The sequence below is a fragment of the Pseudomonas sp. IT-P176 genome (assembly GCF_949767245.1).
Taxonomy (GTDB): domain Bacteria; phylum Pseudomonadota; class Gammaproteobacteria; order Pseudomonadales; family Pseudomonadaceae; genus Aquipseudomonas.
Genome location: NZ_CATKPN010000046.1, coordinates 213,052 through 234,643 on the forward strand (window position 1 = coordinate 213,052; position 21,592 = coordinate 234,643).

At 59.2% G+C, this 21,592-nt stretch carries 17 protein-coding genes; 5 read left to right on the forward strand and 12 right to left on the reverse strand.

Annotated features, from left to right (window positions below; genetic code table 11):
• Positions 1-10: 10 nt before the first annotated feature.
• The 3 genes from hhe to ACM6IP_RS13640 form a co-directional block, all read right to left on the reverse strand.
• Positions 11-5,755, reverse strand: coding sequence for a DUF4011 domain-containing anti-phage protein Hhe (gene hhe / locus ACM6IP_RS13630; protein ID WP_407693847.1), 5,745 nt, complete (start codon positions 5,753-5,755; stop codon positions 11-13).
• 636 nt (positions 5,756-6,391) lie between these two features.
• Positions 6,392-7,324: a carbon-nitrogen hydrolase family protein gene (locus tag ACM6IP_RS13635; protein ID WP_159998143.1), complete on the reverse strand. Its 933-nt coding sequence runs from the start codon at positions 7,322-7,324 to the stop codon at positions 6,392-6,394.
• A gap of 32 nt (positions 7,325-7,356) precedes the next feature.
• Positions 7,357-8,682: an MFS transporter gene (locus ACM6IP_RS13640; protein ID WP_414861657.1), complete on the reverse strand. Its 1,326-nt coding sequence runs from the start codon at positions 8,680-8,682 to the stop codon at positions 7,357-7,359.
• A gap of 87 nt (positions 8,683-8,769) precedes the next feature.
• Between ACM6IP_RS13640 and ACM6IP_RS13645 the strand changes: the two genes are divergently transcribed.
• A complete protein-coding gene (locus ACM6IP_RS13645; protein ID WP_401130505.1) occupies positions 8,770-9,711 on the forward strand; it encodes a LysR family transcriptional regulator in 942 nt (313 codons plus the stop codon).
• A gap of 30 nt (positions 9,712-9,741) precedes the next feature.
• Here ACM6IP_RS13645 and ACM6IP_RS13650 read toward each other — a convergent pair whose 3' ends face one another.
• The gene (locus ACM6IP_RS13650; protein ID WP_414861658.1) at positions 9,742-10,764 is read right to left on the reverse strand and encodes a PDDEXK nuclease domain-containing protein; all 1,023 of its coding nucleotides are present in this window, start codon (positions 10,762-10,764) and stop codon (positions 9,742-9,744) included.
• Positions 10,765-11,093: 329 nt separating this feature from the next.
• On the opposite strand from ACM6IP_RS13650, the gene ACM6IP_RS13655 reads away from it, so the two are divergent.
• The 4 genes from ACM6IP_RS13655 (at position 11,094) to ACM6IP_RS13670 (ending at position 16,276) form a co-directional block, all read left to right on the forward strand.
• Positions 11,094-11,336, forward strand: coding sequence for an exodeoxyribonuclease VII small subunit (locus tag ACM6IP_RS13655; RefSeq protein ID WP_095166242.1), 243 nt, complete (start codon positions 11,094-11,096; stop codon positions 11,334-11,336).
• Entirely contained in the window at positions 11,333-12,220 is an 888-nt protein-coding gene (gene ispA / locus ACM6IP_RS13660; protein ID WP_414861659.1) for a (2E,6E)-farnesyl diphosphate synthase, read from the forward strand. Before ACM6IP_RS13655 ends, ispA begins: the two co-directional genes overlap by 4 nt.
• Positions 12,221-12,319: 99 nt before the next feature.
• Positions 12,320-14,218, forward strand: coding sequence for a 1-deoxy-D-xylulose-5-phosphate synthase (gene dxs, locus ACM6IP_RS13665; protein WP_414861660.1), 1,899 nt, complete (start codon positions 12,320-12,322; stop codon positions 14,216-14,218).
• Positions 14,219-14,377: 159 nt separating this feature from the next.
• Positions 14,378-16,276, forward strand: coding sequence for a TonB-dependent receptor domain-containing protein (locus ACM6IP_RS13670; RefSeq protein WP_414861661.1), 1,899 nt, complete (start codon positions 14,378-14,380; stop codon positions 16,274-16,276).
• A gap of 51 nt (positions 16,277-16,327) precedes the next feature.
• Here ACM6IP_RS13670 and ACM6IP_RS13675 read toward each other — a convergent pair whose 3' ends face one another.
• The 8 genes from ACM6IP_RS13675 to ribE form a co-directional block, all read right to left on the reverse strand.
• Positions 16,328-17,122, reverse strand: coding sequence for a cobalamin-binding protein (locus tag ACM6IP_RS13675; RefSeq protein WP_414861662.1), 795 nt, complete (start codon positions 17,120-17,122; stop codon positions 16,328-16,330).
• The gene (locus ACM6IP_RS13680; protein WP_159998151.1) at positions 17,122-17,541 is read right to left on the reverse strand and encodes an MFS transporter; all 420 of its coding nucleotides are present in this window, start codon (positions 17,539-17,541) and stop codon (positions 17,122-17,124) included. Before ACM6IP_RS13680 ends, ACM6IP_RS13675 begins: the two co-directional genes overlap by 1 nt.
• Complete coding sequence (gene ribA / locus ACM6IP_RS13685) at positions 17,538-18,155, reverse strand: GTP cyclohydrolase II (protein ID WP_027617724.1); 618 nt, start codon at positions 18,153-18,155, stop codon at positions 17,538-17,540. Before ribA ends, ACM6IP_RS13680 begins: the two co-directional genes overlap by 4 nt.
• 109 nt (positions 18,156-18,264) lie before the next feature.
• Entirely contained in the window at positions 18,265-19,020 is a 756-nt protein-coding gene (locus ACM6IP_RS13690; RefSeq protein ID WP_095166231.1) for a substrate-binding periplasmic protein, read from the reverse strand.
• Between the two features lie 23 nt (positions 19,021-19,043).
• On the reverse strand, positions 19,044-19,547 hold the full coding sequence (locus ACM6IP_RS13695) for a phosphatidylglycerophosphatase A (RefSeq protein ID WP_095166229.1): 504 nt from the start codon (positions 19,545-19,547) through the stop codon (positions 19,044-19,046).
• Positions 19,544-20,509, reverse strand: coding sequence for a thiamine-phosphate kinase (thiL, locus tag ACM6IP_RS13700; protein ID WP_095166226.1), 966 nt, complete (start codon positions 20,507-20,509; stop codon positions 19,544-19,546). The genes ACM6IP_RS13695 and thiL overlap by 4 nt, the downstream gene beginning before the upstream one ends.
• A gap of 24 nt (positions 20,510-20,533) precedes the next feature.
• Positions 20,534-21,034 (reverse strand): transcription antitermination factor NusB, encoded by a 501-nt coding sequence (gene nusB, locus ACM6IP_RS13705; RefSeq protein WP_056728930.1) that lies wholly within the window; start codon positions 21,032-21,034, stop codon positions 20,534-20,536.
• On the reverse strand, positions 21,031-21,507 hold the full coding sequence (ribE, locus tag ACM6IP_RS13710) for a 6,7-dimethyl-8-ribityllumazine synthase (RefSeq protein WP_003228649.1): 477 nt from the start codon (positions 21,505-21,507) through the stop codon (positions 21,031-21,033). The genes nusB and ribE overlap by 4 nt, the downstream gene beginning before the upstream one ends.
• Between the last annotated feature and the right edge of the window lie 85 nt (positions 21,508-21,592).

Genomic DNA, 21,592 nt, shown 5'->3' on the forward strand with positions numbered 1-21,592 from the left:
AGGCGCTGACTCACTGCTCGCCAATCAAAAGCAATACATCGTCGATATACCGCCCTTCCGCACCATGAGTACCATTACGCAAATACCCAGGAATCATCTGCTGAAATTCGATACGGTCTGCAGGAAGAAACTCAAGCAATGCTTCCAACATAGCTGGCCTCAATAGCCGCTGGTTAACAGGAACCTCTGGCAAATTCGGCCGGATCACATTCTCTTCAAGCCAGACCAACTTCTCTCGCAGGCTGTAGTTACCCTCAAGAGTAATACGCTCAGCGTGCTCGCTCTGCTCATCTGCCACTTGCTGGATGGAAACCTCTTCAGATTCTGTACTCCCCCCCTCGACCTCTACAGCTGGCTCGGTTCGCAACCGCGCAAGCTCCTGAAGGATGGGTTCGATTTGCACACGGGCATTACGGAACCAGTCCACCGACCAAATGCGGCGAATATTCCAGCCCAATTGCTCCAACACGCTCTGACGCAGACGATCACGGTCACGCGCTGACTTGGCCGAATGATATGCCGCACCGTCGCATTCAATCCCCATCAGGTAGCGACCGGGCTGCCCTGGATCACGTACCGCCAGATCAATGAAGAAACCAGCAACACCAACCTGGGGCTCGCATTGATAGCCATGACGAGACAGCACCTCAATGACAGCCACTTCGAAATCACTGTCGGGAGCACGTTCAGACTCTTTGATGTGCGGCATGCGGCCGGACTCAGCGAAATGCAGAAAATCACGCAGTGCCTGCACGCCTCTGCTGGAAGTACCGGTCACCACTACATCGGTCGAGCTAAACGAGGAGAACACCTGCATGCGCTTCTTGGAGCGGGTATACAGCACGTTCAAACGTCGCCATCCGCTGGCACCGTTAATCGGGCCAAAACGCTGAGGGACGGTACCGCCTACCTCCATAGGGCCGTAGGTGCCGGAGATGTAAATAACATCTCGCTCATCACCCTGGACGTTTTCCAGGTTCTTGATAAACAGTGGCTCATCCTGACTTTGATTACGGTCCAATGCGACTTGCAGTTGCGGGCTTTGTTTGGCCAGATGCTCAAGCATCCGCTCGATTTGATCAGCCTGTTTGACGTTCATGGCCACCACACCTAGCGACTCATCAGGGCGGTGAATAACGTGGTGCTCGATGGCTTTGGCGACAACCTCGGCCTCTTCGATATTGCGTTGCTCGACAAAACGCCCGCGAGGCACTCTGACAAACTTGACGCCAAATTCGGTTGATTCACGGTGCGGTGATGGGTACACCACCAAATTGCTTTCATAGAAGGCTTTGTTGGAGAAAGCAATCAGGCTCTCGTGACGGGAACGGTAGTGCCAACGTAGACGTCGCAGCTTGAACAGCGGCATGGCTGCTTCCAAAATGCTTTCCGAGTCCTCGGCCAATGATGCATCTGTTTCATCCGTATCCGAATCGCCACCATTGCGGGAAAAGAAGTTCGTCGGTGGCAGCTGTTTCGGGTCACCCACGACTACTAGCTGTTTACCTCGGGCGATGCTACCCAATGCTTCCTCCGGGCGCATTTGGGATGCTTCATCCATTACGACCAAATCGAACTCGACGTGCCCTGCCGGCAAGTATTGAGCGACAGCCATTGGCGACATCATGAAGCAGGGTTTGAGGCCTTGCAGCGCTTCAGCTGCACGGTTCATCAGGCTACGGATCGGGACATGCCGTGTCTTTTTCTCAGCCTCGCGCTGCAGCAAGGCCAATTGCGTAAAGTCTCTGACCGCACCTTGACTATTTCCGACAGGAATTTTGTTCTGACTGATACGTGACGAAACTTGTTCACGTTGAAGATACTTGAGCTGCTCATCGATATCAGCAAACCGAGCGCGGATGGCCTCCTGTTCCTTGCCCGAAAACTGACCCAGCGCGGGATCAAGCTCAAGAATTTTCAATGCCCAGCTGTCAAGAAGCCCGAGCAGACAGGCATCGATGCAGCGCTCAGACGCCAATCTTTGCGTTTCGATTCCTTCGACGACTGTCTCGAACCCCAACTCGACCAGGTGCAAACGCAAACGGCGGTACTCGAACCAATGGTCGAGTAGATCGGGGTTCTGAACGGCCCAGGCCAGACGACTGGCCATGGGTTCGAAATCTGCGCTCTCAATGGACTGCCACCACTGACCAGCAATAACCGCAGCGCTTTGGAAAAAATCTTCCAGTGCCTGCTCCCAGATATCTACGGCTTGCGCGAGCGCTGTACCTTGTTGATGCCAATGGAGTATCAGCTCCTCAGCTTCCTTTGGTGTGCACGCGGTCAACTGCGGAACGAGAATATCCCGAATCGGCAACGCCAAAATAGGCTGAACGAAGGCAACCGTATGCCGCCAGGTCGTCAAGCGAGGTCGGGCCGCTGAAAGGTTGTCTATCCGAGGGAGCTCTTCACCTAACAAGCAGGTTTGTAGCACTGCGTCGCTTTGCAGTGCCGCCGAGCGGGTCTGCCAGCTCTCCACGGCCTGAATCAACTGCAGCAGTTGCCCCATCGTGGGCTTCTCTTCGCTGACTACGGGTAATAAAGAGCGTAGAGGGATTCCGATATCTTGGATAAGGCGAACATACAGTCCCTGTGGAGCAAGTAAATCTTCCGAACGCAAATCATGACTGTCAAAAGGCAACAGTTCTTCCAGGTCAAGACGATGCTCCAGGACATCCATCAGATAGGGTTCGAGGTCCGCGCTATCGCCCGAAACACCGGCCAATAGCTGCTGATCGACCTTAAGCAGGTATTCCGCAACCCATACCTTTGCACCGAATCCACGTCCGCATTCTGTCCGCAAGAGCTTGTACCAGCCCCGCAAACGCTTGAGTGCGTCGATCGGAGTATCAAGCCCTTGGAAATGTTCACCCAGCTTTTCGGTAAACACTTTATTTTCATTCAGTTGACTGTGTTTTTTCAAATAGGCAATGACATCAGGCAAGACCACCAGAAGCTGGTTCAGCTTGAGCCCTGGTCGCGCCATGGCCAAGATTTCGGCTTTAGCAGAGCGCCATTGTCCCTTGAACCAGCGGAAAAGTGATTTATCCGCCAGAACCCGACTCAAATCTTCCAGTCGCGTATGACTAGGCAATCGATCCAGCGTGAAATGACTCGCAGCCTGCTCCTGCAACTGCTTAATGAGTGGGATGTCACTGTCCAACTCTACGAGCAATCCGTCCAAGCTCTCGTCTTCGAAGCGTTTATGGCGAAGAGGTGCCAAATCCTCAGGCATCGCCGCGAGCATTTGTAGAAAGAGCACCACTTGTTCAATGCCGATAAAATCGCTTCGCAAGCCTTGAACTGCAGCCCCTTCCGCCAATAACTGAATCAGCCTTTGAATGCGTGGAGCCAGCTCCAGTAGCTCCTCAGCCTCTTCAATCACATCCAGCAAGACATTAAGTGACAGGGTCTCATCACCGTTATGCAGACGTATGGCCGCGCAGGCTTTTTTGATAGAAACTATCGCCTGCCCAGAACCAATAACATCAGCGCGCAACGATCGAGCTAGCACACCCTGCTCGTCCAACAAGGAGTCCATACCTTGCAGCCAAAGCTTCAATGCCTCGCAGGACTCGATATCCAGTCGTCCTAACAGATCCCAATCCTCATCACCTTTAGGTAATGCAAGTACCGGAATTGAAGCGGCTAAATCTCGCAACTGATCTGGGCTGTAGGTTTCCAGTACAGCTACCTGTAGCTGTTGTGCTAATTGAGGACGAATAGTCGCTAGACGATTCAGCGCCTGCTGAGCCAGGGAGAGATTTTCTAGAAGTGCAGAGCGCTCAGCACCAGTCACCCGCGTTTTTGTGCTGCCAAACCACGGATGCGTTTCAAGCTTGCCCGCTTGGCCAGCTTCCTCAGCCGTCTTTCGATAGATGTGTGCATAAAAGCCGGCCTGCTCTCGCAAATGCATTTTATCGATCCGCGCCTCCGACTGCGGGTGCAAATCGGAAGGTTTAATCGACAACGCCTCACGCAAACGCGTTGCCTGCATTAGCACCTCATGAACACTCATCCCCGATTCCTCGAACTGAGCATGGAGGTGATGTACGTGCTTGTTGAGCTGCTGCTTCAATCGCTCATAGTTGGAAATCAGATCCGTCAGCTGCTTGGGCGAGCGATAGCCACCGCTTTTCTGAATCCGTTGCCGGATGCTGTCGATAACAGCGCTCTTTTGACTCTTATGACTATGCAATTCCAGACAAAAATCGCCTAACCCTGCCCTTGTCAGCCGAGTTTTGACCACCTCAAGCGCTGCACGCTTCTCCGCAACGAACAACACTTTTTTGCCTTGGGCCAATGCCGCCGCAATCATGTTTGTGATGGTCTGAGACTTCCCTGTACCGGGAGGCCCCTCGATCACAAGATCATCCCCGCGAATCACGTCTATCAATGCACTGTGCTGAGAGCTGTCAGCGTCATCAATTAGAGGAAACTGCAGGTGAATCTGCTCAATGTCGTCTATTGAATGCTCAACGCAAAATGCGCCTTGCTTTCCTGTCGAATCGGCCGGTAAACCGTCCATCCCTGTAAGCCGTTTAACCAGGCCGTGATCCAGCAATGATTGGTCTTTCCAACGACCTGGATCAAGGTCGAGATACATCATCAACTTGCCAAACTCGAACAAGCCAAGCGATGCGTAACGATGAACCTTCCAGTCAGGTTTAACCTTCAGCACCGTTTCAACAATGCGCTCGAAGTATTCCTCGGGCGTGCTGTCGTCGGTTATCCGCGGTAGCGCGATACCAAAATCGACGCGAAGCTTTTCCCGTAATGAAAGGTTGGTAAGAATGTCTTCGCCAGTAGGATGTACGCGGTATTCGAACGTCGCGGTTTGAGGATTGAGTTTGCCTTTCTCCAGATTCACTGGCACCAGCATCAGTGGCGCTAGGCGGGTGCTGTCTTTACCTGCGACTGAGTCATCCCACTCCAGGAACCCGAGCGCAAGATAAAGAATGTTCGCACCCGTTTCCTCGAGTGCCGATCGCGACTGGGTATACAGAATCTGTAGCCGCGACTCCATCTCCACGGGGTAATAAAGCGTCTGAATAGCGTCGTCAGAATGCTTACCTGTTTGCCCGGTTTCAGGGGGCAGTGGTAGCTCATAGCTGGTCGCTATACCGAGGATCTGCGCCCAGACTTCTGCCGTAGGCTGTTTCTTTAACTCAACAACTGCGCCTGTCTTTTCGTCCAGCTTCAAAAAGCCGTGGGTAAGTAGCTGCCTTTCCGTTGGTTCAGGAACAGCAGCAAATCGCATGGATTTTTCATCTGCCAAGGTATCGAACAGGTGATCCGGCAACTCATCAATAATCCTTACGAAACGTTTGGAGCGCGCATGTGAAAAGTTCAGCAGCCGATTGCGAGCGCTGAGGTCGAGAAGCCTGCTTCTCAGCTTCTCCAGGCTTTCCGGTATCTCGCTTGGGGGCGTATCAAGGTCATCCCAATCGGTAAGAGGCGCTGGATCAATGGACTTTGAATGACCCTTGGACTCGGTATCGAACCGATAAACCGACCCTCCCCGGCCGCTACCTTTATTGAGCAGTCCCTTGGTAATGAGCTCGTCGCGAAGACTCCAATACTCTTCCTCAGAGACAGCAAAATTCTGAAGCTCAGCTCGCCGATCGATCCGGTCCCTGAGTGACTTGTTGCCAACGGCCGTCCCGTCTGCGGGGACCAGTTCCAGTATCCATTGCAGAACAAGTTCATACCGTTGGACAGCCAATGATTCAGGGCCTGAGTTCACGTCGATCACCGCTAATTTTTTGGGGCAACTGCCTAATAAGTTTTTTCTGGGCACGGTAAACCGATGCTCAGCTTCAGCTGGCCGCGATAACAAGAGAGGCTTTGTAGGGGCGCTGCCGATTTCTCGGTGCGCTCAAGATGCCATCCTTGGGAAACAGCGGTCTGCCTGGAGTTTGATGGATGTCACAATATCCAGCACTCGGAGCAAGGTAAAGGCAAAGCGCCTTCACGCCGCACAAATCCCCGTCTCCTCGACGATTGGTCAGTAAATCCCCCTACACTTATAGGAAAACCCCGGCATAAGGATGATTCTCACTTCCAAACACTTGATGTTGCGGCTCCGTCAGAGGCGGAATGCAAAACTCGAGTTAAGCACGAAAGTACGTCTCTCAATTCGACCTCCTCAACCGTTTTCTCGATGCCCGATAAAAGCTCAATTCGGGCAACAACCAAACAAAAAAAACCGACCAAAAAGCCGGTCTTTACCGGAAAAAAATCAAAAGAAATCGTCAAAAAGTGGAGGAACAAATGGGGGAACAATAGGTTTTATAGAAACTATAATTTACTAATTTTCAATTACTTAACTAAATAAAAAGCTAACCACAAGCCGGCTTTTTAATGCCCGTTACCCCCCTCTCTTCACAAATCACCCCTCCCCAAACACCACCGCCTGCATCGGCGCTGTATTCACCTTCAACTGAAACACCTCCGGCCGCGAATAGTGCCCGCACACATCAAAATCAAGATTACTGGCCCGGCCAATGGACAAATCGATGTCCGCATACAGGATGGTTTCCTGGTCAAACACTGGCCCTGCCAGCACTTCGCCGGTCGGGCTGACGATCATGCTGCCGCCGTGCATGATGTAGTCGGCGTCCTGGGCCTGGAGGTTGAAGTCTTCGCGGTAGCTGGCCGGGTATTCGCCCAGGGTGATGGCCTGGCAGGCGGACAGGACGTGGACCCGGCCTTCGAGGGCGATGTGCACCATCGATGAGGCCCAGGTTGGGCGGTCGTCGGCGGTGGGCGCGCAGTAGATTTCGGTGCCTTGGGCGTACATGGCCTGGCGCAGGGCGGGCATGTAGTTTTCCCAGCAGATGACGCTGCCCAGGCGGCCGAAGGGGGTGTCCACCGGGGCGATGGTCGAGCCATCGCCGAAGCCCCAGATGATCCGCTCCTGGCCGGTCGGCATCAGTTTGCGGTGATACCCGGCAATGCCTTGGCCCGGGGCCAGGGTCACGGCGGTGCAATACAACGTGCGGCCCAGGCGCTCGATGATGCCCATGACCACATGCAGGCCGGTTTCATTCGCCACTTCGCTGAGACGGGCCAGTTCCGGGCCGTCGAGGGTGACTGCGCCGTCCATGTAGCGCTCGAAGTGCGCGCGGCCGGTGGCATTGCGGCTGCCGATGACGGTACCGAAGGCGGCGCCCTTGGGGTAGCCGCCGAGGAAGGCCTCGGGGAACACCGCAAGCGTGGCGCCCTGGGCGGCGGCCTGGCGGATCAGGCCGGCCGCTTTTTCGGCGCTCAGTTGCGGCTCGAACGGAATGGAAGACGCTTGCACTACAGCTGCTTTAAACATGAGCCTTGCCTTGTGTCAGAAGAAGATGGGGATTAACCACGAGTGATGTCGCGGTCCTTGGTTTCCGGCAGCAGGAACCAGAGCACGATGAAGCAGGCCAGTGACACGGCGGCCAGGTACACGGCAGGAATGTTCGGGTTGTGGGTGGCCTGGATCAGTGCCACGGCAATGAACGGGCCCGGGCCAGCCAGCAGGGCCAACGCCACGTTGTGCCCGACTGCGGCGCCGGTGGAGCGGATCGACGCTGGGAACACTTCCACCAGCAACACCACGTCCATCACCGCAGTGATCGCCACCAGCAGCGCCATGATCAGCAATCCCAGGAGGATTGCCCCGTAGTGGCCGGTGTTCATCAACAGAAACACCGGGTAGGCCAGCACGGTCAGGCCGAATGCAGCGCCGAGGACAAACGGACGACGACCAAAACGATCGCTGAGGCGCCCGACAATCGGGTTGAGCAAGGTGTAGATCACCAGGGTCAGGCTGCACAGCCACAGGGCCGTGGATTTGCTCAGGCCGACGGTTTGCGTCAGGTGGGTGTTGGCGTAGGTGATGAAGTAGTACAGCGACACGCCGAACAAGGCAGAGAATGCGAAGGAAATCACGAACGCGCGCCATTTGGCCCGGCTGGATACGGTTTCCAGGGTGTTGTTGGCCCGCTTGCGTTCAAGCTCCTCGTAGACCGGGGTGTCACCCAGTTTGCGGCGGATGTACATGGCCACGCCCGCCATGACGATGGAGGCAACGAACGGTACTCGCCATCCCCACTGAGCCACTGCCTCCTCGGACATTGAACTGGTGATGATCGCCGCAATCGCCGTACCGCAAAGAAATGCTGCGCCGGCCGTACCGGTAATCACGCTGGCAGCGGTGGCGCGGCGATTGGCCGGGGCACTTTCGACGATGTAGATCCCGGCGCTGGACCACTCACCTCCGACCATCATTCCCTGCAAGAAGCGCAGGGCCACCAGCAATATCGGCGCGGCAATGCCGATGCTCGCGTAGTCCGGCAGCAGGCCGATCAGCGTGGTCGCCAGCCCCATGCCGAACACCGTGATGATCAGCACCGCGCGTCGCCCCAGCTTGTCGCCAATCGGCCCCAGCACCACGGCGCCCAATGGCCGGGCGAGAAACCCCACGGCGAACACCGCCAGCGACGACAGCAGCGAGACGCCGGGCTGGGTGGATGGGAAGAAGATCTGGCCGATCACCGCGGCGAAGTAGCCGTAGATGGCAAAGTCGAACCACTCCATGAAGTTGCCGATACCGACGGCCACTGCACGTTTGCGCAGTTCCGCCGCGGCGCTGGATGACGCTATGCCTTCAGGTTGATCCGTTCGCGCTATCGTCTGTTGCATGCTGAGGTTCTCGATTGTTGTTGTGTTTGCCTGGGTTGAGATTAAGAATCCGCAGGTAAATTAATCAAACGAATACTAGAGATACCCATGATTAGAATTTCTAATATCAGTAGGGTCGACCTCAATCTGTTAATCATCTTCCAGTGCCTGATGACCGAGCGCAGCGTGACCCGCACGGCTGCCGTGCTGCACGTGACTCAAGGGGCGGTGAGCTCTTCGCTCAAGCGGTTGCGCGAACAGTTTCACGACGAACTGTTTCTGCGCACCGGCACCGGCATGGTGCCGACACCTCGGGCACTGGAGATCGCACCCAAGGTGATGGAAGCGCTGACAGCCGTCAGCGCGATTGTCGATCGCCAGCCGCAGTTTGCCGCCGAGTCATCCAACCGGGTGTTCAACATCGCCCTGTCGGACGACATCGAAAGTTACCTGTCGCCCAGGCTGGTCAACGAGGCCAAGGCCCGCGGCCTGTCAGTGAGTTTCGCCTTTCACCAGACCAACAGCTCACTGTGGAAAAACGCCCTGGCGGACCCGGCCATCGACATGGTCTTGTGTTCCGAGCCCAAGGAAGTCACCTCGCACTACTCCTCTCAAGTGCTGTTCTCTTCGTCCTACTCCTGCCTGTATGACGGACCACGTCTCAACCTGCAGAGTCCTATCAGTCGCGACGAATACCTGCGCCACGAACATGTGCGGGTATCCTTCGATGGTCGCCGTGGTTTCGTCGATGACCTGCTGGAAAGTGAAGGCATCCCGCGTCGGGTTTCAGCGTCCTTTACCCACTTTTCCGGGGCCCTGGCGACGCTGGTCAACAGCGATGTGATCGCCACCCTGCCGACCTTTGCGGCGCTGTCCTACGCCCGGATTGCCCGACTGACGGTCAGCCCGGTGCCGATTTTTGTCCCGGCCTTTCGTGTATTCATGGTCTGGGACGTGGAACACAACGACGACCCGCACAACCGCTGGCTGCGTAATTTCATTATCGATACCACCCAGGAGTTGCAGCGGGGCTCGTTGACGCCGACCTGAGGCAGGCCCAAAAGGAAGCAATCAAAAATGCTAATACTTGCCTGCAGCCAAATCATTGAGCGCATAAAACTCATGCAACTTGGCCTGCAGTAACTGCTTGTCTGGCAGTTGGGTTTGGTACTGCGCAATCAACGCCGGCGAAAGTGAACGGTTGAGTGCGTACTCAACCACCTCATCATCCTTGCTGGCACATAACAGCACACCCAACGCCGGGTTCTCGTGGGGTTTACGAACGTTGCGATCCAGGGCTTCAAGGTAGAAGTCCAGTTTGCCCAGGTATTCGGGCTCGAAGCGCCCGACCTTGAGTTCGATTGCCACCAGGCAGTTCAGCCCCCGATGGAAGAACAGCAGGTCCAGAGCAAAGTCACGGCCTCCGACCTGCAGGGGATACTGTGAGCCGATAAAGCAAAAGTCCCTTCCCAGCTCAATCAGGAAGTCCCTGAGCCGATGTATCAGACCACGATGCAAATCTGTCTCGATATGTCCTTGCGCAAGGTCGAGAAACTCGACCATGTAGGTGTCCTTGAACACATTTACAGCATCAGGATGTAACAGCTCTGCCCGTGGCGAAATTTTCGCCGGGCTAATGATTGAGCGCTCAAACAGTGCCGCCTTGATTTGGCGTTCGAGCTCGCGGCTTGACCATCTTTCCTGTATCGCCATGTGCAAGTAAAAAACGCGCTCTTCAGGGCATTCGCTTTGGTTGAGGATGATCAGGTTTTGCGTCCAGGGTAATTGTCGCAGCACTGCCGCGACTATTTCATCGTGCCTGTATGCCTCGTAAAACCTGCGCATGCGAAAGAGATTCGCCCTGGTAAACCCGCGTAAACCAGGCTGGGTTCGCGCAAGATGGGAAGCCAATTGAACCACGACACCATCTCCCCACTCGGCCGCTTCGATCTTGCGACTGATGTACGCGCCAACCTGCCAATAAAGCTCGATCAACTCGGTATTCACCGCCTGCAACGCACGCTGCCGTGCGCTAACGATCAAATGGGTAATTTCGCTAAAGCTGGTCTCGCCATCTGGTGAATTGAGCCGGAAATCATTCATGGGAAACAGTTCCACTCGATAGGACGTTTCCCTTTAACTACTTGAGTTTTCTTGAAAGTAAAAACCACTGAGTGTTTCCCCATAAAACACAGTCGTCGGTCCTGACTGCGCTCAGTCAGGTCAAGGCCAGCAGAGCAGCGGCCCTGAATATCTGATTCAGCGTCAGCCAACTAGGCACTGAGCCCGATAGCGCAATTAATCGGCTCAATTCATGAGCCGATTAGCCTTCGTATTCGGCTCACGCCCAAGAACCGCGGGTCTCCTCATTTGCCCCCCTCCCCCCTATCTGCTAGTGTCGCGCCGGTTCAAATGTCACCTGGATAGCCGCCATGGCCCGCAAAAAAGCTGCACTGGATTTCGAACAATCCCTCGCCGACCTGCAAACGCTGGTTGAGCGTCTGGAGAACGGCGAGCTGTCGCTGGAAGACTCGCTGACCGCCTTCGAACAAGGCATCGGCCTGACCCGCGATTGCCAGGCCGCACTGGCACAGGCCGAGCAGAAGGTCCAGGTGCTGCTGGAGCGCGATGGCGAACTGGCCGAGGCGCCTTTCGACGCGGATCAACCAGAATGATCGCGGCGTATTCGGCCAGTAGTCAGGCCCGGGTCAACGCCGCGTTGGAAAGCCTGTTCATCGCGCCGAGCCCGGAGCTCGCGCGCTTGTACGAAGCCATGCGCTACAGCGTGATGAACGGTGGCAAGCGCGTGCGCCCGCTACTGGCTTACGCCGCCTGCCAGGCCTTGGGCGGCGAGGCTGAGCAAGCCAATGGCGCGGCCTGTGCGGTTGAATTGATCCACGCTTACTCGCTGGTGCATGACGATTTGCCGGCCATGGACGACGACGACCTGCGTCGCGGCCAGCCCACCACGCACAAGAAATTCGATGAAGCCTGCGCGATTCTCGCCGGTGACGGCCTGCAAAGCCTGGCTTTCAGCGCCCTGCTCGACCCGCGCTTGAATAACGCCGATGCCGAGATCCGCCTGCAAATGGTCAGCGCCCTGGCGTTGGCGGCAGGCCCAGCCGGTATGGTCGGCGGCCAGGCCATCGACCTCGGTTCGGTCGGCATCAAGCTCGACCAGCAAGCCCTGGAATACATGCATCGGCACAAGACCGGCGCGCTGATCGAGGCCAGCGTCAAGCTCGGTGCCCTGGCCAGTGGTCGGGCCGAGAAGAGCGAGCTCAAGGCGCTGCAGACCTATGCCCAGGCCATCGGCCTGGCGTTCCAGGTGCAGGACGACATTCTCGACGTCGAAAGCGATACCCAGACCCTGGGCAAACGCCAGGGCGCCGATATTGCCCGGGACAAACCGACCTACCCGGCCCTGCTCGGCCTCGAAGCAGCCAAGGCCTATGCCCTGGAACTGCGCGATCAGGCCCTGCACGCGCTGCGACCGTTTGACGCGTCGGCCGAGCCGCTGCGCGATCTGGCCCGCTATATCGTCGACCGCCGCAACTGATCCGGCGCACGCTGCCCAGCAAGTTCCGCGCTCTGCGTGGGCAGCGTGCGCTGCATCAGGTAAACTGCCGCATCTTTTATACCTATAACGATTCGCCTGATGCCCACGACGTTTCATGAGATTCCCCGCAAGCGCCCGACCACGCCCCTGCTCGACCGTGCCAACACGCCGGACGGCTTGCGCCGGTTAGGCGAAGCCGAGCTGGAAACCCTGGCCGATGAGTTGCGCCTGGAATTGCTCTACACGGTCGGTCAGACCGGTGGGCATTTTGGTGCTGGCCTGGGCGTGATCGAGCTGACCATCGCGCTGCATTACGTGTTCGACACCCCGGACGACCGGCTGGTGTGGGACGTGGGTCATCAGGCTTATCCGCACAAGATTCTCACCGGTCGTCGTGAGCGCATGGGCACCCTGCGCCAGAAAGACGGGATCGCCGCCTTCCCGCGCCGCTCCGAGAGCGAATACGACACCTTTGGCGTCGGCCACTCCAGCACCTCGATCAGCGCAGCGCTGGGCATGGCTATTGCCGCCCGCCTGCAGAACAGTGATCGCAAGGCCATCGCGGTGATCGGCGACGGCGCCCTGACCGCTGGCATGGCCTTCGAGGCGCTGAACCATGCGCCCGAAGTCGATGCCAACATGCTGGTGATCCTCAACGACAACGACATGTCGATCTCGCGCAATGTTGGCGGGCTGTCCAATTACCTGGCCAAGATCCTTTCCAGCCGCACTTACGCGAGCATGCGCGAGGGCAGCAAAAAGGTCCTGTCGCGCCTGCCTGGCGCCTGGGAAATCGCCCGCCGCACCGAAGAGTACGCCAAGGGCATGCTGGTCCCCGGCACCCTGTTCGAAGAGCTGGGCTGGAACTACATCGGGCCGATCGACGGCCACGACCTGCCGACCCTGATCGCCACGCTGCGCAACATGCGTGACCTCAAGGGGCCGCAGTTCCTGCATGTGGTGACCAAAAAAGGCAAAGGTTTCGCCCCGGCGGAAGTCGATCCGATCGGCTACCACGCCATCACCAAGCTCGAACCCCTGGATGCCCCGGCCGCCGCGCCGAAGAAAGCCAGCGGGCCGAAGTATTCCGGAGTGTTTGGCGAATGGCTGTGCGACATGGCCGCTGCCGACCCGCGCCTGGTGGGGATTACCCCGGCGATGAAGGAAGGCTCCGACCTGGTGGCGTTCAGCGAACGTTTCCCGCTGCGCTATTTCGACGTGGCGATCGCCGAGCAACACGCGGTAACCCTTGCCGCCGGCATGGCCTGCGAAGGCGCAAAACCGGTGGTGGCGATCTACTCGACCTTCCTGCAGCGTGGCTACGACCAACTGGTGCACGATGTGGCGGTGCAGAACCTCGATGTGCTGTTCGCCATCGACCGCGCCGGCCTGGTGGGCGAAGACGGTCCGACCCACGCCGGCAGCTTCGACTTGTCGTTCCTGCGCTGCATCCCCGGGATGCTGGTGATGACCCCAAGCGACGAGAACGAACTGCGCAAGATGCTCACCACCGGCCACCTGTACAACGGCCCGGCGGCAGTCCGGTATCCACGCGGCAACGGCCCGAACGCGACGATCGACAAAGACCTGGAGCCGATCGAGATCGGCAAGGGCGTGGTGCGCCGCCAAGGCAGCACCGTCGCCCTGCTGGTGTTCGGCGTGCAACTGGCCGAAGCGCTGAAAGTCGCCGAGACCCTGGATGCGACCGTGGTCGACATGCGCTTCGTCAAGCCACTGGATGAAGCGCTGGTGCGTGAGATTGCCGCCAGCCACGAGCTGCTGGTGACCATCGAAGAAAACGCAATCATGGGCGGCGCCGGTGGTGCGGTCAGCGAATTCCTCGCCCGCGAGAACATCCTCAAGTCGATGCTGCACCTGGGCTTGCCGGACAGCTACGTCGAACACGCCAAACCGGCGCAAATGCTGGCCGAGTGCGGGCTGGATGAGGCGGGAATCGAAGCGTCGATTCGCGAGCGCTTGCAGCTGCTGAACATCTAAAGACACATACAAAACCCTGTGGGAGCGAGCTTGCTCGCGATGACGGTCTGACAGTCGACATATTCGTTGACTGACAGACCGTCATCGCGAGCAAGCTCGCTCCCACATTGGTTTCATGCTTTTCAAAACTATACTCGCTCCAAAGCCGATGGACTGCCAATGAAACTCTCCCGCCTTGCCATGACGCTGACCCTGCTGCCGGCCGGCCCACTGCTGGCCGACACCTTCGAACGCGACCAGGCACTGAAGCTGCCCGAAGTCCTGATCAGCGCCAATCGCCAGGTCGAAGCCCGCAATGACAGCAGTGCAGCCAACACGGTGTTCACCCGCGAGGATATCGACCGCCTGCAACCCTCCAGCGTCACCGACCTGCTGAGCCGGGTGCCGGGGGTGCAAGTCACCCAGGCGGGCGGGCGCGGCAGCCTGCCGGGGATTTCCATTCGTGGCACCAAGTCCGCGCAAAGCCTGGTGCTGGTAGACGGCCAGCGCATTGGCAATTCGACCTCGGGCGACAGCAACCTGCAGCACATCAACATCGAACAGGTCGAGCGCGTGGAAGTGTTGCGCGGCTCACGCTCGGTGATTTATGGCAGCGATGCGATTGGCGGGGTGATTCAGATCTTCACCCGGCGCAGCGCCGAGCCCGGCCTGCAGCCACGCCTGCACATGGGGTTGGGCAGCAACCAGACCTGGGAGCGTAGCCTCGGCCTGTCCGGTGGCGATGCCAACACTCGCTTCAACCTCGGCGCCAGCCTGGATGAAACTGCCGGGATCGACCGCACCCACCAGTCCTACCCCAGCGATGGCGATCACGACGCCTACCGCAACCAGGCGCTGAGCCTGAGCCTGAGCCATGGCTTCAGTGACGACCTGGAAGTCGGTTTCAACGTGCTGGATAACCGCGGCAAGAGCGAGTTCGATAGCCCGTTCGGTCGCTACGACTCAAGCACGGGGCAAAGCTACCAACAAAAGCCCTACAGCGATTTCAACGTCAGTAGCGTCAGCGGCTATTTCGATGCCCGCGTCAACCAGGCCTGGAAGACGCGCGTCGAACTGGGCCACAGCGAGAACCGCGAACAAACCCGCGACAAGCTCAGCACTGAAGACTCGGTGTTCAACACCTACCGCGACTCCGTGAACTGGCAGAACGACCTGACCCTCAACGAGCAGAACAGCCTGATCCTGGGGGGTGACTGGTACGAAGATCGGGTCAACAGCGACTTTGACTACTACGGGGCGCGCGCCGCTTTAGGTGAAGACAGCCGCTGGAACCGCGCCGCGTTCATTCAGCATCATTTCACTGCCGAGCACTTCTCCACCGAGCTGGGCCTGCGCCGCGACGACAATCAACAGTTCGGCAGCCAGAACAGCTGGAGCGGCACCTTCACCCTGCCGCTGAACACCGACAATGACTTACTGCTGACTTACAGCGAAGGTTTCCGGGCGCCGACCTTCAACGACCTTTACTACCCGGACTACAACAACCCGGGCCTGAAGCCTGAAACCTCAAAGAGCTACGAACTGCAATGGCGCAGCCAACTGACTGACAGCAGCCGACTGGAAGCCTCGCTCTACCGCACCGACCTCGAAGACGCGATCATCTATGGCAGCCGCCCGGAAAACGTCGCCTCGGCGCGGATCAACGGCTTCGAGGCCGCCCTCAAGCAGGAGCTGTTCGGCTGGCAGAGCAACCTGGGCGTCTCGATCATCGACCCACGGGACCGCGACAGCGGCCACACCCTCGCCCGCCGTGCCCGCCGCACCTTGAACCTGGACCTGGACCGGCAGTTCGACCAGCTCGGACTGGGGGCGACCTGGCAAGCGGTGAGCAGCAGCTACGACGACGAGAAGAACCTCCAGCCCCTGGGCGGCTATGGCCTGCTGAGCCTGCGCAGCAGTTGGGCGGTGAACCACGAAGTCACCCTGCAGATGAAAATCGACAACCTGCTGGACAAGGACTACAGCCGCGCGCTGTACCAGTACCAAGGCGAGCAGTACGGTTATCGCGAGGAAGGCCGGGCGTTGATGTTCGCAGTGACGTGGATGCCGCAGCTCTGAACTGAGATCAGCGGCGGTGCTCCGTGTGCTCGCGATAGCCGCACCTCGGTCTTACCGACCAGGCGCAATCAACCGGCACAACGCCGCCGTCGCTTCGATCATCTGCCCGCTCGGCCGCTCCAGGCCTTTGTCGGTCACCCGCAGTAATTGCCCACTACTCACCGCCGTGACCTGTGGCCAAGCTTTCCAGGCATCGAGCTGAGCCTGGCTGCTGGCGAGGATCACCTGCGGATTACGCGCCAGTACCGACTCGATGCTGACCTGCGGCGCCGGCAGGCGCAGGTCGGCGAACACATTCCGCGCACCACACACCTCTAGCGCGTCGCTGATGATCTGCCCGCCGCCCACGGTGTATAGCGGCTGGTCCCAGACCTGATAGAACACCCGCAGCGGCACCTCGCGCCGGTAGCGCTGGCGCAAGCCATCCAATTGCCGACGCAGGTCGGTCGCCAGTGCTTGCCCACGTTCGGCTCGTCCCAGTTGCCGGGCAATGTCTTCGATCTGGGTAGTCAATTGGTTGAGGCTGTGGGGTTCGGCGACGTAGGTGGGAATGCCCAGCCGGCTCAGTTGTTCGCGCTGTGCCGGGCCGACACTACCGGGCCAGAGCAGCAACAGATCGGGCTTGAGGCTGAGCAGGCGTTCCATGTCCAACTGGCCATAACGGCCCACCGATGGCACGGACTCAAGGGCTGGCGGACGCTCGCCGGCATCGAGCACGCCGACCAGCAGGTCGGCCGAGTCCAGCTCGACAACGATTTCCGACAGGGACGGTGCCAGGCTGACTACTCGCTCCACGGCGGCCGCTGGGCCACTGAGGACCAACAGCAGCGCCAGCCAGCGCCCCATCAGCCGAGTTGACGCGGAATACGGTAGAGGTAGAACAGCACGCCAGTGGCCAACCCCAGCAGCACCAGAGGCACCGCCTCCAGGCCGACGAACACCGCCAGCGCGCCGATCCAGGCCGGCAGGGAGGCCACCAGCATGGCGCTGCGGCGCTGAGCGGCCAGGGCGATCCAGGCCGCCGGTTCATCGGCGGTGTCCAGGGCTTTTTGGGTGGCGATCAAGCCGTGCTTGTAGGCACCGAAAAACTTCAGGCTGACGAACATCGAGGCCATGCCGGCGATGAAGAACGGCATCGCCAGGATCGGAGCCAGGGCTTCACCCTCGCCAAACAGGCCATTGATCACCAGCAACGGCAGCAGGGCCAGCGCGAAGTATTGCCACCAATTGACGGACAGGCGCCGCCGAACCTGGCCGCGGGTCACGCCCGGTCTGCCTCGCCCTGATGCTCGTTGCCCATCATGTGGTCGAGCTTGCTGGCCTTGGTCGCCAGGTAGAGTTTGTTGTGCGGATTGTGGCCGGTGTGCAACGGCACGCGCTCGGCAACCACGATGCCCATGTCGGTCAATGCCTTGACCTTGCGCGGGTTGTTGGTCATCAGACGCAGGGATTTGACGCCCAGGTGCTCGAGCATCGGCAGGCACATGGCGTAGTCACGCTGGTCAGCGGCAAAACCCAGGCGCTCGTTGGCTTCAACGGTATCGGCACCGCCATCTTGCAACTCATAGGCGCGGATTTTGTTCAGCAGGCCAATACCCCGGCCTTCCTGGCGCAAGTACAGCAACACGCCACGGCCTTCGCGGGCGATGGCCTGCAAGGCGGCTTCCAATTGTGAGCCGCAGTCGCAACGCTGGCTGAACAAGGCATCGCCGGTCAGGCACTCGGAGTGCAGCCGGCCGAGTACCGGGGCACCATCGGCCACATCACCCAAGCTCAACACGACGTGCTCGCGGCCAGTGGACTCATCGAGAAAGCCATGCATGGTGAATTGCGCAAAAGGCGTTGGCAGCTTGGAAGCGGCAACAAAAACGACAGGCACCGGTGTGCTCCTGATCTATGTACTGGAGATTCGCAGAGGCGGCATTGTAACAGCAGGTTCCGAACCACGCTTAGGCTGAATTATCGGCCATAACGATCAAATAGTTTGATCACTGGCCGGCGGGCATCAGGTTACCCTCAAACGGATACGGTTGTTTCCAGCGTTCGAAAATCGGTTTCAGCCCGCCATTGCCGACCAGCAGGGTCATGCGCTGATCATACAGCTTCATCAGCGACCTGGCCTGGGAGGTATCGGCAAAACCGAGGAACAGCGGCAGTTCGGCCAGGTGGGTATAGCGAAACTGCTGCGAATCGACGGCGCCTTTGAGCACCGCCTCGACCTCGGTCTGGGCGTCGATGTAATAGTCCGCACGACCCTGCTGGAGCATCGGCAGAATGCCGGTGCGGCGCTCGATCTGGTTATAGCGGCGCACATTGGGCAGGTAGTTTTCGTAGCGATAGCCGCGAACCCAGGCCAGGCGGTACTTGCCCAGCGTGGCCTGGGTCGGTGCCGGACTGCTCGCCAGGCCGAGGGCATAGATGTGGTCGGAGTCAAAATTCCAGTGCGGGTACAGCACGCCCTTGGCCTCGTCCCGGTAGGACCCGACCAGGGCATCGACCTCCTTGAGTTGGACCAGGCCGATCGAGCGGGTGTAGGGCACCGTGCGGATATCCAGCTTGACCCCGGCCGGCTCGAACACCTCACGCAAGATGTCCCAGGCCAGGCCGTGCCCGTCGGCAGCGGTGTAGTCTTCCCAGTCTTCGCTCGCCAGATGGATTACCGCAGGTACAGCGGGCACTTCCACCGCACGGGCGACCGAGCAGACCATAGCCAACAGCAGGATCCAGCAACCGCGCCGCACCATTCCCTAGCCCCTCGAACAGTCCCTCAGGTGAAATACCAGACCAGCCCCTGCATCCCCAGCCAGGCAAAGACCCCCGCCAGCACGTCATCGAGCATGATCCCGATGCCGCCGTGCACATGCCGGTCGATCCAGCGAATCGGCCATGGCTTGAGGATGTCGAAAAAGCGGAACATCAGGAACCCCGCCAACAACCAGTACCATCCCTCCGGCACCAGCCACAGGGTGATCCACATCCCGACCATTTCGTCCCAGACAATGCCTTCGTGGTCGTGCACGCGCAAGTCGTCGGCAACCTTGCCGCAGAGCCAGAAGCCGAACAGCATGGTGATGCCCAGCATCAGCCAGTAGCCCCAGTCGGGCAGCATCTGCCACAGCGGGATGAAGGGTAGCGCAACTAACGAGCCCCAGGTGCCGGGTGCCTTGGGCAAGGTGCCCGAGCCAAAGCCGAAGGCCAGGAAATGCCAGGGATTGCGCCAGACCGATGGCGGCACAAACTCTGCCGGAACCTGTTTGGGATGATCTGTCACGGTGTCTCCTGGAAATGTTGATAACCCCGGATGTTCGGGGTGATGTCCTGCCCATTGGCGTCCAGCAGCGTTACGCCCTGCCCGGCCACGACCCGGCCGACCACGTGGATCGGCCAGCCCTCGGCCAACAGGGTCGGCAGATGAGCCGGCGGCAAGGTAAACGCCAGTACGTAGTCGTCACCGCCGCTGACCGCTGCCACCCGGGCCGCATTCTCGCCGAGAAACCCCAGCAGTGCCGCCGACAGCGGCAGTTTCTGATTCTCCACCAGCAAGCCGACAGCCGACGCCTTGGCAATATGCCCGCAGTCGGCGAGCAAGCCATCGGAGATATCCAGCGCCGCGCTGGCCTTGCCGCGCAACGCCTGGCCCAACGCCAGCTGCGGCTGTGGCGACCAGTAGTGCGCCAGCAACGGTTCGGCGATAGCGGCCGGCGCCGTACGCTGGCCGAGCACCAGGGGCAAGGCCCCGGCGGCGTTGCCCAGCTCGCCGCCAACACACAGCAGGTCGCCGACCTGCGCACCGCTGCGGGTCAGGGCCTGGCCGGCCGGGACGCGGCCGAACACGGTCATGGTCAGGCTCAGCGGGCCGCGCGTGGTATCGCCACCCACCAGCCGCACGCCGCAGCTCTGCGCCATCTGGTTCAAACCACGGGCATAGGCATCCAGCCAATCGGCGGTTACCGTCGGCAAGGTCAGGGCAAGGGTAAAGGCTACGGGGGTGGCGCCCATGGCAGCCAGGTCACTGACGGCCACCGCCAGCGAACGCTGACCGAGCAAAAACGGGTCGCAGGGATCTGCGAAATGCACACCGGTCACCAGCGTGTCGGTGGAGATCGCCAGCTGTTCCCCTGCGGGAACAGCGAGCAAGGCGCAGTCGTCGCCGATCCCCAGCGCAACGCCATCGCCCGCCTGCGCACAGGGCGCAGCGGCGAAGTAGTTGCGGATCAGCTCAAACTCGCCCATCAGGTATCCTGTCTCAAGCGCGTATCAGCGCTTGAACGCCTTCACTTCAGCTTCACGCAGGCGCGGGGCCAGCTTGTCGAGGACACCGTTGACGAACTTGTGGCCATCGGTGGAACCGAAGACTTTAGCCAGCTCGATGCCTTCGTTGATCACCACGCGGTACGGCACGTCGACGCGCTTGAGCAGTTCCCAGGTGGACAGGCGCAATACCGCCAGTTCAACCGGGTCGAGCTCGTCGATGGTCAGGTCCAGGCAAGGCGTGAGAGCGGTGTCGATTTCGGTCTTGAACTGCGGAACCCCGTGGAGGATTTCGCGGAAGTAGGCGCCATCGACATCACTGAAATCATTATCGACCCGGAACTGCGCTTCGATCTCGTTCAAAGACTGCTTGGCCATGTGCCATTGATACAGAGCCTGGGTCGCGAGCTGACGGGCTTCGCGGCGCTTGACGCTCTTCGATGGTTTACCAGCATCCGCAGGCTTTGGATCGCGCGGGTTGAAACGATCGCTTTCGTCGCTAATCACTTGGCCTCCAACTGCGCCAGCAGGCTGACCATTTCCAGAGCGGACAGGGCAGCTTCGGCACCTTTGTTACCGGCTTTGGTGCCGGAACGTTCGATGGCTTGCTCGATGGAATCAACGGTCAGCACGCCGAAAGCGACTGGAACGCCGAACTCCATGGACACCTGGGCCAGGCCCTTGGTGCATTCACCTGCCACGTATTCGAAGTGCGGAGTACCGCCACGAATGACCGCGCCCAGGGCGATGATTGCCGCGAACTCGCCTTTCTGGGCGACTTTCTGCGCAACCAGCGGGATTTCGAAGGCGCCAGGGGCACGGATGATGGTGATGTCGCTTTCGCTCACGCCATGGCGAACCAGGGCATCAACCGCACCGCTTACCAGGCTTTCGACAACAAAGCTGTTGAAACGGCCAACAACCAGGGCGTAGCGGCCTTTGGGGGCGATGAAGGTACCTTCGATGGTCTTCAGGGTCATTCGACAAATCTCTTAAAGAGCCGGGACGCGTTCAGTACGCGTCCCTCAGTGATATTTGAACCGCGAACAAGGGGTGGAAAAACAC